The organism is Mycetocola reblochoni REB411 (assembly GCF_900163835.1).
Classification (GTDB): Bacteria; Actinomycetota; Actinomycetes; order Actinomycetales; family Microbacteriaceae; genus Mycetocola_B; species Mycetocola_B reblochoni.
In genome coordinates this window covers 1-12,413 of the sequence record NZ_FUKR01000028.1, presented here as the reverse complement: position 1 = coordinate 12,413, position 12,413 = coordinate 1, and the positions used below count along the sequence as shown (strand labels likewise).

At 73.4% G+C, this 12,413-nt stretch carries 11 protein-coding genes; 4 read left to right on the top strand and 7 right to left on the bottom strand.

Annotated elements, in window-relative coordinates:
- Nucleotides 1-36: 36 nt before the first annotated feature.
- Both FM119_RS04780 and FM119_RS04775 read right to left on the bottom strand, forming a co-directional pair.
- Nucleotides 37-1,245, bottom strand: coding sequence for an FUSC family protein (locus tag FM119_RS04780; protein ID WP_087136548.1), 1,209 nt, complete (start codon nucleotides 1,243-1,245; stop codon nucleotides 37-39).
- Between the two features lie 58 nt (nucleotides 1,246-1,303).
- Nucleotides 1,304-1,876 carry a MarR family winged helix-turn-helix transcriptional regulator gene (locus FM119_RS04775; protein WP_087136547.1) on the bottom strand — a complete coding sequence of 191 codons (573 nt, stop codon included), beginning with the start codon at nucleotides 1,874-1,876 and terminating at the stop codon, nucleotides 1,304-1,306.
- A 124-nt stretch (nucleotides 1,877-2,000) separates the two neighbouring features.
- On the opposite strand from FM119_RS04775, the gene FM119_RS04770 reads away from it, so the two are divergent.
- Together FM119_RS04770 and FM119_RS04765 are read left to right on the top strand one after the other, a co-directional pair.
- Nucleotides 2,001-2,381: a hypothetical protein gene (locus FM119_RS04770; protein ID WP_087136546.1), complete on the top strand. Its 381-nt coding sequence runs from the start codon at nucleotides 2,001-2,003 to the stop codon at nucleotides 2,379-2,381.
- Nucleotides 2,382-2,543: 162 nt separating this feature from the next.
- Complete coding sequence (locus tag FM119_RS04765; protein ID WP_087136545.1) at nucleotides 2,544-3,077, top strand: AAA family ATPase; 534 nt, start codon at nucleotides 2,544-2,546, stop codon at nucleotides 3,075-3,077.
- A gap of 20 nt (nucleotides 3,078-3,097) precedes the next feature.
- Here FM119_RS04765 and FM119_RS04760 read toward each other — a convergent pair whose 3' ends face one another.
- A complete protein-coding gene (locus FM119_RS04760; RefSeq protein ID WP_087136544.1) occupies nucleotides 3,098-5,935 on the bottom strand; it encodes a hypothetical protein in 2,838 nt (945 codons plus the stop codon).
- Nucleotides 5,932-7,839 (bottom strand): HSP90 family protein, encoded by a 1,908-nt coding sequence (locus FM119_RS04755; RefSeq protein WP_087136543.1) that lies wholly within the window; start codon nucleotides 7,837-7,839, stop codon nucleotides 5,932-5,934. The genes FM119_RS04760 and FM119_RS04755 overlap by 4 nt, the downstream gene beginning before the upstream one ends.
- A gap of 101 nt (nucleotides 7,840-7,940) precedes the next feature.
- On the opposite strand from FM119_RS04755, the gene FM119_RS04750 reads away from it, so the two are divergent.
- The gene (locus FM119_RS04750; RefSeq protein ID WP_087136542.1) at nucleotides 7,941-8,885 is read left to right on the top strand and encodes a siderophore-interacting protein; all 945 of its coding nucleotides are present in this window, start codon (nucleotides 7,941-7,943) and stop codon (nucleotides 8,883-8,885) included.
- Nucleotides 8,886-8,931: 46 nt separating this feature from the next.
- On the opposite strand, the gene FM119_RS04745 is transcribed toward FM119_RS04750, so the two are convergent.
- Nucleotides 8,932-9,753, bottom strand: coding sequence for an SDR family NAD(P)-dependent oxidoreductase (locus FM119_RS04745; protein WP_087136541.1), 822 nt, complete (start codon nucleotides 9,751-9,753; stop codon nucleotides 8,932-8,934).
- A 130-nt stretch (nucleotides 9,754-9,883) separates the two neighbouring features.
- Between FM119_RS04745 and FM119_RS04740 the strand changes: the two genes are divergently transcribed.
- Complete coding sequence (locus FM119_RS04740; protein ID WP_087136540.1) at nucleotides 9,884-10,432, top strand: DUF1990 family protein; 549 nt, start codon at nucleotides 9,884-9,886, stop codon at nucleotides 10,430-10,432.
- On the opposite strand, the gene FM119_RS04735 is transcribed toward FM119_RS04740, so the two are convergent.
- Both FM119_RS04735 and FM119_RS04730 read right to left on the bottom strand, forming a co-directional pair.
- Entirely contained in the window at nucleotides 10,405-11,292 is an 888-nt protein-coding gene (locus FM119_RS04735) for a hypothetical protein (protein WP_121657454.1), read from the bottom strand. The genes FM119_RS04740 and FM119_RS04735 overlap by 28 nt on opposite strands.
- A 408-nt stretch (nucleotides 11,293-11,700) precedes the next feature.
- The gene (locus tag FM119_RS04730; RefSeq protein ID WP_087136538.1) at nucleotides 11,701-12,360 is read right to left on the bottom strand and encodes a response regulator; all 660 of its coding nucleotides are present in this window, start codon (nucleotides 12,358-12,360) and stop codon (nucleotides 11,701-11,703) included.
- Nucleotides 12,361-12,413 lie beyond the last annotated feature (53 nt).

Sequence of the window (12,413 nt, the reverse complement as noted above, 5' to 3'; positions counted from 1 at the left end):
CGGCCAGGAGCCGGCGTCCAGGGTTAGGGGGCAGCGTCAGGGGTCGAGCCGGGCGGCGAGCTCGGCGATCACAGCTCTCGTCGTGTGGACGACGACCGCGAGCTGCTCACGATCGAACGTTGAACGGCCTGCATCCTCAGACGTGACCTTCTCGAGGCGATGCAGCGCCTCCCGTGCTGCGTCGAACGCTCCGTCGGGGGCGAGTCCCGTCGCCGGATTCCATCCCTCGAGCAGTTCGGCCGCCGCAGTGCAGGTCTCGGCCACTGCCCGGCGGACCGTCGTCGAGCCGAGGGCGTCGCCGCCCGCAGTGTCCGCCGTTTTCGCGGTCTCGTCCGCGTGCGCCGAGGCGGATCCGCGTGCGAGGGCCTCGTCATCCGGTGGTGCATCGGCCCGCTCACTGTTCGTCTCCTCTCGCTCGAGGAACAGGTCGGCGAACTCGTACAGCTGGCGGATGATGCGCTGCAGGCTGAGCAGCATCTGGTCGGAGCTGGTCGTCTGACCCGGCTCCCTCCGTGCTCTGATGTTGCCCTTGCGGCTTTCATGCAGCTCGGCCAGTGAGCGGACGGCCGCCGCGGAGCGACGGTCGACGTCATTGAGCAACCGGGTCCAGCTGCTGTCGTCGTGCATGTCCTCCTTGGGGTCGAGCGAGTCGGCGAACAGTCGCAGGCAACGGCCGACGTCCTCGCGGAGCAGCGCGAGCGCATCCCCGGCTTCCTTCGTCTCAAGCGGTGGGGGGACGAGCATGTTGATGGCGACACCGACCGCCGCTCCGAGTGCCATCTGACTGATGTAGCCGAGGGAGAAGGCGTCGGCATCGGAAGCGCCGATGACGACCACGAACAGCGCGGCGATGGGGATGTAGTCCCGGCCGGGGCCCAGACGTGGCAGGCCAGCGATCAGGGTGCCGATTCCCACGGCGAGCGGGACCGTGATCCAGCCACCGGACCCCGTGAGCAGCAGCGCCCAGGCGACGAGCACTCCGATGACCACGCCGACGAGCGTCTGCACGCTCGCCCTGACGGAGACGGCGACGGTGGGAACCATCGCGATCAGTGTCCCTAGCGGTGCGTAGTAGGCGTATTCTCCCAGCTCACCCGGGACCAGGTGACCGAGGAACCATGCGATGGTCGCGGCGACGGCGGTCTTCGCGGTGTGCAGGAGCCGTCGCGGCGTGACCACCGTGGTCAGTTCCGCGCCTATGTGGTGGATGGCACGTCGGAACGGCCGGGCCGTGGGGGTGGTCATCCCTCCAGTGTGGGGGTGATTCCGGGGGTGTGTCGTCGCCGGCGGGCACCGTCCCCGGTCAGGAGGCGTCGACGCTGCGGATGAGGGCGGTGAGGAAGAGGGCCGCGCCCTCCCGCTCCCCGGGGGTGAGCGATTCGACCGCCTCGAGCATCCGCCTGTGCATCAGCCCGAGGGTCTGACGGACCTCCGCGTCGCTGTGGGCCGTCGGCACGACCGCGACCGAGCGCCGGTCGTCGGGGTGGGGGACCCGCTCGGCGTAGCCGTCCCGGCAGAGGCGGTCGATGAGGGCGCTCGCCGAGGCGGGCTTGATCTCGAGGACGTCGGCGAGCTCGCGCTGCCGCACGACGCGGCCGGCCGCGTGCGCCCGGAGCAGGTAGCGGAGAGCGACGAGGTCGGTCTCCCCCATGCCCATGTCGTTGCGGGTGCGCGCGCGCATCTGCCGCTCGGCGTCGCGGTACTTGCGGAGCAGGTTGAGCAGGTCGACCGGCCCGGTCTCCTGGGCGGAGTCGCGGTACCAGTACCCGCTCGACGGGGGCGCGGCGTCTTGCGCGGCGGCGGTCGCGGGCGGCTCCTGAGCGACGGTCGTGGGCGACCCCCAGGTGGCGGTCGCGGTCACGGCGTCCTCGCTCATCGGCTCCTCCGGGTGTCTCGGCTTGCAGCGTTGTGACGTGTATAGGTAGTCTGTCTAACAGTTCAATTGACTACCTGATTGTACCGCGAGTCGACAGCGAGTTCGACCTGGAACGGAGAACCCGGTGAACGACATGGCCGCCACCTCGACCGACTGGCTCGACCACCTCCGTCGTCGAGCCGCCGTCGTCGCCGCGCGTTACTCCGCGGCGCCCGAGGTGCACAGCGGCGTGCTCGAGGTCAGCGGCCCCCCGCACGAGCTCGCGCTCAACGGCACCTTCGTCATCGGGCACGACGCGCGACTCGAGACGATGATCTCGCGCCTCACCGTCGACATCGTCGCCGACGTCGAGGAGGCGGTCGGCGTGATGTTCGCGCACAAGCAGGTGGACGTGGTCGTGGCCCAGCCGAGCCGCGAGCCGGTCATCGACCTGCCGTCGCTGGCGATCTCCGGTGCCGGCGCTCGGAGCGGCATGAGGGACGAGCTGTCGGGGGTCGTGGCCTGAAAGCCCGGTGCGCCGCCGACCACGGCCGCGCACCATCGCCGCCCGCCGATCCGGCGGCGGCCGGGGCGGCGGACTGGGTACCCGCCGCCCCCACTCTCGTCGGAACGGTTGAGGGCCGCGCCCCTCCTCGGCGCGATGCCGCCGAGGCGATACCGTTGACCGATGACCCGAGTCCCGTACGACACCGTCCTGATCAACGGAAGCGTGGGGACGGGCAAGACGACGACGGCTGAACGGCTCGCCGCGGAACTGGAACGGCGTGACGTGCCCGGTGCGGTCATCGATGTGGACTGGCTGCGGCGGGCCTGGCCCGCCCCGGCGCATGACCCGTTCCGCGCCGGGCTGGCACGGGAGAACATGAGGGCGATCGCGACGAACGTCCGACGCGAAGGGGCGCAGGTTCTCGTCGTGGCGACGGTCGTCGAGAGTGTCGACCAGTTGCGCGGCGATGCGGCGGCTCTCGCGGCGGAGCGGCTGCTGCACGTTCGGCTGACCGCCTCCCCCGACACGGTGCGATCCCGGCTCGGCCGGCGCCACGCCGGCGACCCCGCCGAACTCGAGTGGCACCGTCGCCGCCACCCCGAACTGGCGGGAATCCTGGATCGGGCCGGGTTCACCGACGAGCTCCTCCTCGACACCACGGACGTGTCCGTCGATGAGGCGGTGACGACCATCCTCGCCGCCCTCGACCGCTGACGCGGCCGAGGGAGCAGCGGCTAGTCCCTCGACTCGATGTCGAGGCCGCCGCGGCGTGCCTGCTCGGCCTCGTCGGTGCGGCCGAGGCGCTCCAGCAGGGCGCCGAACTCCAGCCCGACGCCGTCCGCGGCCTCCGTCCCCCTCGGCAGGTGGTCGACGACGGACCGGTACACGGACACCGCCTCCTCGCCCCTGTCGTGCCCGGCCAGCACGCGCGCGGCGAACAGCTCCGCCATCGCCGAGGCGCCCTCGTCGCCCACGGCGAGGAAGCGGTCGGCGGCGGCCAGCGCCACCGGGACGGCCTCGTCGGTGCGGCCGAGCGCCTCGAGCGCCCTGGCGCGGGAGTCCTCGACGTCGGCGATCAGCCACTCCGCCTCGTTGTCGCGCGCGAACGCCGCCACCTCCGCCAGGTCGTCGAGGGCGGTGGCGTCGCCGAAGCGCGCCTTCGCCTGGGCCCTGCGGTGGAGCGCGGCGAGGCGCTGCTGCTCGTTCTCGCCCTGCGCGGCGGCGTCGGCCGCGGCGGTGAGGACGTCGACGGAGGACTCCTGACCCATCTGGAACAGCAGCTGGCCGAGGCTGATGCCCGCCTGCGCCGCCTGCACGGGGGCGTCGCCGGTCGTCGCCACCTCGATCGCGCCGTCCCAGAGGTTCGCGGCCAGGCCAGCCTCGCCCGAACCGAGCGCGGCCTCGCCCCACCACCACAGCACCTCGGAGACCACCGACGCGTCGGCGGCGGCGTCATGAGCCGCCCGGTAGGCGTCCTCGAGGGTCTCCGCCGCGACCTCGTGCGAGCCGAGCCCCTCCTGATACCTGCCGATGTCCAGCAGCAGCGCCAGGCGGAGGGCGTGCTCGCCGGGAGGGAGCTGGGCGAGCGCGAACTGGACCCGTGCGGCCGCCTCCTCCGGTCGGCCGCACTCGGCCAGCAGCTGTGCCGAGACGCGGGAGGTGTCGATGAGCGCATCCCTGTGGCCGATCGCCGTGGTGATGGCCATGAGCTCCTCGGCGTCGTCCAGGCCCGCGGCCGGGTCGCCGGTGGCCAGGTGCAGCTGCATCCGCAGCCGCAGGGCGGGGAGCCGGAGGAAGCGCGGCAGGTGCACGTCGGCGAGGATCGCGTCGACCTGCTCGACCGCGTCCTCGATGCGCTCCAGCGCGATGAGCGCGTGCGCGCGGAGGAAGCCGATGACGGCCCTGGTCTCGCGCGGCTCCGTCGTGCCGTCCGCCCGGTCGAGCGCGGCGTCCAGGGAGGCGACCGTCTCGGGGCCGACCCGTCCCTCGCGCAGCTCCAGCTCGGCGATGCTGACGCGCAGGTCGACGACGGTCTCGTCGTCCGCCCGACGGTCGATGGCGACGGCGAGCGCGTCGGAGAGACGGGGGAGGTCCTCCGCCGTGCCCCGCCCGAACAGGAGGACGCCGAGGTCGGCCTCGCTGTCGGCCCTGCTCGCCCGGCCGGCGGCCCGCAGCGCGGCGACGCGCTCCGCGATGAGCTCCTCGACCGCCTCGGCGTCGGCGTCCTCGTCGGCGAGCAGGATCTGCACCCTGAGCCCGAGCAGTGCCGTGAGGCTGCCGTCCTCCGGCAACGCCTCGGCGCGGGCGGCGGCGGCGGTCGCCTCGTCGAGGGCGCCGACGGACATGGCCTCCCGCGCGGCGAGCAGCCAGTCGGCCCTGGTCGACCTGGCCGGTCCGACGCCGGTGTGCACCCGGCTCTGGAAGCTGTCGCTGTTCACGGGCACGTCGTAGCGCTCCGCCGCGAGCGCCCGCGCCCCGTCGAGTGCCCGGCGCCGGGCCGCGGTGCCGTTCCTGGCGTCGAAGGCGTCGGCGAGCTCCTCGGCCCGCCGCCAGGCGACGGTGGCCAGCGACTCCGTCGTCCACGGCCCCTCGTGGTGGCCGAGGACGGCCTCGAGCTCGGGGGTGTCCGCGCCGCGGACGATCGCGTCCGGGTGGCCGGCCCGTGCGACCGCGTCGAGCAGCACGGCGACGGCGGTGAGCGCGTGCAGTCGGCCCGCGAGGTTCAGCGGGTCGGCGGCGAGCATGCCGATGTGGCGCTCGAGCATCGCCAGTCCCCTCGCCTCGTTGCCCGTGACCGCGCAGAACACCAGGTGGTTGGCGATGACGCCGACGTTGTCCGCGTCGTCCCTGCCGCGGACGGCGCGGTAGGAGCGCAGGTGCGCGCGTCTGGCGTCGTCGAGCCGTCCGGCGCGCAGGTACGGCAGCAGCGCCTCCGACTCGCTCGTCTCCGGCTCGGCACCGCAGCTGAGGCCGCCGTCGATGATCTCGTCGTACACGGCCAACGCCCGGTCGTGGTCGCCGCTGAGCTCGAAGAACAGCGCGTCCTCGTTGCGCACGCAGGCGTCGCAGTGGCTGTACTCGTCCTCGGGGGCGAGCTCGCGCTCCTCGCGCAGGCGCGCCGCCGCGGCCAGGTCGCCGCGCTGGATGGCCGTGAAGAACCGGGACTGCAGCACGCCGGAGGGGCCGACCCCCGCCGCGCGGTAGCGTTCGGCCATGTCCGCGTGGACGGCGTCGACCTCGCCGAGCGGGAAGTCGGGGTGGGCCATCAGCCTCGAGGCCATCCACTTGTACTGGAAGAGCAGGTCGTCGCCGCCGATGCGGGACGGGAACCGGGACGGGTCGCGGTCGTGCATGCCGACCGTCCAGCCGAAGGAGGCGATCATCGTCTCGGTGTCGCCGGTCATGTTCGCCGAGCTGGTCAGCCGGAGCCGGGCCTCGTAGGCGAGCTCCTCGTCGCCGGCCTCCTCGGCGACGGCGATCGCCTCCTCCAGCAGAGCCCGCTCCTCGGGGCCGTAGGGGAGTGTGTCGGCGCGGTCGAAGAGCTCCCTGATCCTGTCCTCGTGCTCGCTCATGCGGGTGTGTCCTCCTCGCCGTCGGCCTCCCGGCCCAGGCGGTCCAGTGCGGTGTCGTCCAGTTCCTCGGCCCCGACGCTGAGCTGCACCAGGTCGCCGATGGTCTCGTTGAGAATGACGCGGTCGCTGCGGCCGAGCGGCCGGTGGCCGGCGAGCATCGACTGCAGGTAGAGCAGGCGCACGCTCCGGGCGAACACGAGCTCGTCGCCGAGCTTCGCGAGCCGGCGCACGAGCGGCGAGGACCAGTTGAGGCACAGCTGCGCCCTCGACTCGGCCGTCCCTTGACCGGCGGCCCCCTCGACGAGGGCGTCGATGCGCCCGATGACGCCGCTCCACGGTCCAGGGGCGACGGTTCCGGCCGCGCCGCGGTTGATGCGGCGGATGACCGCGGGGTCGGAGACGTACAGCGCAGGGACATCGTCCGGCTGGAACAGCCGCACCGTCACCCGGCAGTCCGCGTCGGCCAGGGCCGCGCCGGCCCTCTCCTCGAGGGCGGTCGTCACCGGCCGGTCGTCCAGCGGGGCGACGTCGAAGGAGTCGACGACCCCTCCGACGGTGGCGCGCTCCACGCTGACGCCGTCGCGCAGCAGCGGCAGCCGGCGCAGCAGCTCCTCCTCGTAGACGAAGCCGGCGTTGATGAGGGGCACGTCGGCCTGGCTGACCGGCGCGAGCTGGCGGAACTCGTCGAGACTGGCGGCGTAGCGGACCGTGTCGGTGCCGGCGAGCAGCTGCTCGATGCTCATCTGCCCCTGGGAGGTGGACACGCTCAGCAGCGGGATGATGATCGCGGCGAGCTCGTCGTCGTGCACGGCGACGGCCTTCAGGGCGAGGTGGTGCACCGAGACGAACTCGGCGAGCCGGTGCGGGCGGGTCCGCGCCTGCAGCAGGATCCAGTTGCGCAGCGCCTCGGCGATCTGGTCGCGGGTGAACTCCAGCGAGGTGCCGCCGACCAGCTGCTCCCTCGACGCGGTCGGGGTGAGGTCCTCGCTGTCGACGACCACGCGGACGAAGAACGCCCACTCCGGGAGCAGCTCGTCGACGCGGTCGCTGAGCAGCATCCCGCGCAGGTACACGGTGCTCGCCTGGCGTGCGCCGGGGGGAGGGGCGGCGGGGAGCACCACGGCGACGCCCCGTGTTCCGGTCCCCGGCACGCTCAGCCGGATCACGTCGAGCGGTGCGCGGCCGATGAGCTCGCGGCCGAACTCGGCGAGCTCCCTGTCACCGGCGTCCTCCCGCGCGAACACGGGGTCGCGGTTGATCCGGGTCCTGCTGCCGTCCGGCTCGACGATCCCGACCGACACCGGCAGGTACTGGCCGTACTCGCGCGCGAGCCGGGCGACCCCGGGTCGGACGGCGACGGCGGCGTCCTGCGGACGCGGCACGAGCCTGACCTCCGTGCCGACGGGGACGTCCGCGTCCTCGGGGAGCTCCCTGATGCGGAAGCTGCCGTCGATCGACCCGGTCCACTCGATCGGCGGGTGTCCGTGGGCGGAGCGTGAGCGCACGACGATGCGGTCGGCGATGAGGAAGCAGCTGAGCAGGCCGATGCCGAAGCGGCCGAGGTAGCCGTCCGCGCCGGGCGTGTACAGCTCGCCCGACTTGGAGCTGCGCCCGACCGTGGCCAGCAGCTCCGCCGCCTCCTCGGCGCTCAGCCCGACGCCGTTGTCGCTGACGATGAGCTCGTCGCCGTCGTCGGCCGGGCGGATGCGCACCTCCGTGGCGGGGGCCTCCGGGTCGGCCCTCCGGCGCGCGCTCCCCGCGTCCACGGCGTTCTGCAGGAGTTCGCGCAGATAGACGGCCGGGGTGGAGTAGATGTGCCGGCTCAGCAGGGCGATGACCCCGCCCAGGTCGACGTGGAACGGCCGGGACTCGGCGTCGTCGGCGGACGGGGCGGAGGGGGACACGGGGGCCTTTCTGCTCGGGGCGTCGGCGTCCGGTGACGGTTCGGCGCCCCACCCATCCTATGGACCCGCGCGGCAGCGTCGGGTGAGGGTACGCTAACCCCGTGCCCTCTCCCGCGACAGCCCCCGCACGGCCCGCCTACCGCCCGTACTGCGCGGTCGTCACCGACGCCGTCCGGCTGAGCCCGTCCTTCGTCCGCGTGACCTTCGGCTGCGCGGAGTTCGAGCACTTCGGCACCTCCGGGCTCGACCAGCGCATCAAGCTCATCCTCCCCGGCCCCGACGGCACGATCAGCGACATCGGGCAGCGCGACGAGGCGGCCATCACGGAGGGCGGCTGGTACCAGATCTGGCGCGACATCCCGACCGAGCGGCGCAGCCCGCTGCGCACCTACACCGTGCGTCGCATCGACCCGGTCGCGCGGCGGCTCGTCATCGACTTCGTCGTCCACCCGGGCGCCGGTCCGGCCGGGGCGTGGGCGGAGGCGGCCGCCCCTGGTGCCGAGCTCGTCATCGTCGGGCCCGACCAGCGCAGCGAGGGCTCGGCCCTCGGCATCGACTGGCACCCCGGCCCTGCCCGGCGCGTCCTGCTCGCGGGCGACGAGACGGCCGTCCCCGCGATCGGCTCGATCCTTGAGTCGCTCGGGCCCGAGTACGACGTCGACGTGCTGCTGGAGGTGCCGACCTCCGCGGACGCGATCCCCATCGACGCCGCGGAAGGCGTGCGCCTGCGCTGGCTCCCCCGCGACGGGGCCGAGCACGGCGCGCCGCTCGTGGCGGCCATGGGGCAGTGGTGCGCGCGCTCGGCCGAGCTCCTGGCCCGCGCGGCCGCGCCGCGTCCGCAGGAGCTGGCCGACGTGGACGTCGACGTCGAGCTGCTGTGGGACAGCCCCGAGGGCTCCGACGGCGAGTTCTACGCCTGGATGGCGGGGGAGGCGGCGACGGTGAAGACGCTGCGCCGCATGCTGGTGACGGCCAACGGCGTCGACCGCAAACGCGTCGCCTTCATGGGCTACTGGCGTGCGGGAGTGTCCGAGCGGCAGGAGTAGGCCGACGCCCTCGGCCGCCTCGGCCACATCGGCCGCTTCGGCCGCCTCAGTCGCCGGCGAGCATCCGCTCCGTCCGGTCCCAGAGCGCCCTGGCCAACTCGGCGTCCTCCGCCTGCGGGTTGAGCGCCCCGCGGCGTCGGCCGCTGAGGTACTCGCCGCTCGGCACCTCCGCCGCGTCCGCCAGCCGCACGAGGGTGCGTGCCCCGTGGTCGGGGGAGCGAAGGAACAGGTGCTTCAGCGGTGTCTGGTAGAGCAGGTGCAGGGGGGTGCTCCGGTCCGAGGCGAAGCCGGTCGCGATGACGCCGGGGTGGAACGCCACGGCGCTGAGGCCGCGGTCGTGGTACCTGCGGTGCAGCTCCCTGGTGAACAGGATCTGGGCGAGCTTCGCGTCACCGTAGGCCTTCTGCGCGGAGTAGCCGTGCTCGGCGTCCAGGTCGTCGATGTCGAGGCGGCCGAACAGCCGGTTGGCGATGCTCGAGGTGCTGATGACCCTGCCCTGCGAGGCGAGCAGTCGCTCGGTGAGCAGCCGGGTGAGCAGGAAGGGGGCCAGGTAGTTCACCTGGAAGGTCTGCTCGTGGCCGTCGACGGTGGTCCGGCGCTCGCTGCCGAAGATTCCCCCCGCGTTGTTGGCGAGGACGTCGATGCGCCCGTGCGCGGCGAGGAGCTCGGCCGCCAGGGCGCGCACCGAGGACAGCTCGGCGAAGTCGGCGAGGTGGTGCTCCGCGCCGATCCGCTCGGCGACGGCCGCGGTCTTCTCGGCCGAGCGGCCGACGACGACGATCGTGTGCCCGCGCTCGGCGAGCTGCCGCGCCGCGCTGGCGCCGATCCCGTCACTCGCCCCGGTGATGACGATGACCCTGCCGCTCATGCCGGCCTCCTTTCGGGCGCCCACCCGGCCGTGCGGCTGGCTGCCATCGGCGCCGCACTCCGCGCCGCCCTCCGTCGAGCCTGACGCGTTCGGCGTCCTCGGGCAAGAGGACCCGCGGTAGCATCGCGCCATGAAAGCTCCCCCGTCCGGCACGCGCGGTGCCGCGCCCGCGGAGACCCGGCCGGGCGACGCGTCCTGGACGCCCTCGGCGTCGGGGTACCGCCGCTCGGAGCTCTCCCGCCGGGTGCGCCTCGGCGGCTCCCCCGCGGAGGCTCCCGTCACCGACGCCGACTGGTCGGAGCTGCGCCGCCTGCTTCTCGGCTGGGCGGTCAAGACACGCAGCGGCTTCGCGGTGCGTCCGGCCCGTCCGGTCGCCCCGGGGCAACGGCTCGATGTGATCGCACGCGTGCCGGGGGCGCGGGTGGTCGAGCCCGTCGAGATCGTCGAGGTCGTCGACCGCGAGGACAGGGTCGGCTTCGCGTACCGGACGCGACCGGGACACCCCGTCAGCGGGGAGGAGGCATTCGTGCTGCAGCGCTCGGACGGCGGGGTCGTGCTCACCGTCCGCTCGCTGACGCGGGCCGCACCGAGCGGGCCATGGCGGGCGGCCTATCCGCTCCTGCGGGTCGTCCAGATTGTCGTCCGGTACCGCTACCTGCGTTCGCTCGACGCCCGCTGAGGCCCGTCAGCCCGCGCCCTCCGGCTCACAGGGCGCCGAGCAGGGCCAGCGCCCCCAGGCCGATCAGTGTCGGCAGAGCCCCGATCGCCAGCACGATCGCCGAGGTCGTGATCCGGGATCGCCAGTGCCCGTCCGTGCGAGGTCTGCCGTGCGCCGTGAAACCGGTCATGGTCGGGGGCCTCCTCCGTGTCGTTCCGTGTTCCTCCAGCATCGTCGCGCCTCGGACGGAGGACGTCGTCCCCGCGGCGTGCGGCGGGTACCGCGTCCGCGGTAGGAGGGTGGGCGTCGTCCCTGATCGGGCGCAGGAGCATGAACGTGGCGATGAGCGCCACGAGCGCGCCCATGATCGCGCCGCAGAGGCCGTTGTAGAAGCTGAGGTCGCGCTCGTCCGTCATCGACAGCAGCGCTGTCTGCGTGAGCACGAGCAGGACGAGCGAGGCCGACAGGTTGCCGAGCTTGTTCAGCTCCATCAGCAGGTCCCCGCGTCGACGGGAGGACACCAGGCCGTGGATCGAGAGACCGAGCTCGGCGAAGGCGAGCGTCGCGATGGCCAGCGCGACCGGTCGGTCGTAGTCGCCGGTCCGCTCGGCGCCGAGCAGGTAGGGCAGGCACCCGGCCGTGTAGGCGAGGGCGAGCACGAGCAGCAGTGCTCCCCCCGTGCGATAGGCGGTGCGGGCACTGCGCCGCGAGCCGGCACGCCCCCGGCGATCGGCGACGACGATGAGCGTCTTCGCCCCGGCCAGGCCGAGCGTGAACACGGCGTTGGCGAGGACGAACAGCGAGGGGCTGACCAGGAGCAGGCTGCCCTTCCAGCCCGCCATCGCCACGTGGCCCGGGATCGCCGCGGCCGAGAAGTACACGTTCCTCCTCCCGGTGTCCCGCAAGGCGGCCATCATTCGGTTCCCGCGCCAGCGCACCTCAGCGCCGGGCACCGCCGGGGGCCGCGGGACCGGTGCCCCAGCACCGGACGGCCCGCCCCGCGCGGGTGCGGTGGGGCGGGCCGTCCGGTGCTGTCGATCGGTCACCGTGCCCTGCGTGCCACGACGACCCCTGCGACGGCGAGTGCGGCCAGAAGCGCCCCGGCCCCGGCGACGACGATGCGTGTGTTCATGATGATCTCCCTGTCTCGGCCGCGATCCGCGGCTGCTGTCTCGGTCCCCGTCAGTCTCGTGGCGCGCCGAGCCGCGGGCGTCGTCCAGGGGGAGCGCACCGTGTACCGCCGTTGGACGACGTCGGGGCGTGAGCCCGGCCCGAGCCGCCCGGCGAGATCAGGGCAGCAGCCCGGCCTGAACGGCGAGGGAGACCAGGTGGGCGCGGTCGCGGGCGCCGACCTTCATCATCGCCCGGTTGGCGTGCGTCTTCGCGGTGTATGGGGAGATGAAGACCTCGCGCCCGATCTCCGCGTTGTCCATGCCCCTGACGATCAGCCGTACGATCTCCAGCTCCCGGCGGGTGAGCTGCTCGAACAGCCGCTCGGTCTCGGGGTCGGGCGAGCTCACCGGCGTCTGCGCCACCGTTCCGACGAGCGCCCCGACCGCGTTCGGCGACAGGGCGTGTCCCCCCTCCGCGACCGCGAGGACTCCCTCCGTGAGCTCCGCGGGGCCCGCGCCCTTGCCGAGGAAGCCGTCGGCCCCCGCTCGCAGCGCAGCCAGGACGTTCTCGTCCTGGTCGAAGGTCGTCAGGACCAGCACCCGGGGTGTTCCCTCCCCGTGCGCGGACCGGATGCGCCTGGTCGTCTCGACGCCGTCCATCCCCGGCATGTTCAGGTCCATGAGGACGACGTCCACCGCGGTGCCCTCGAGCGTGCGCAGCGCGGCCCGGCCGTCGGCCGCGTCGGCGACGACCTCGATGCGGGCGTGGGCTTCGAGGATCACGCGCAGCCCGGCACGGATCATCTCCTGGTCGTCGACGATCATCACTCGTGTCACGGGGTCTCCTTCGTGGGCCGGGGGGCCGTCGGGTCGTGGGGGGCGTCCGGGGG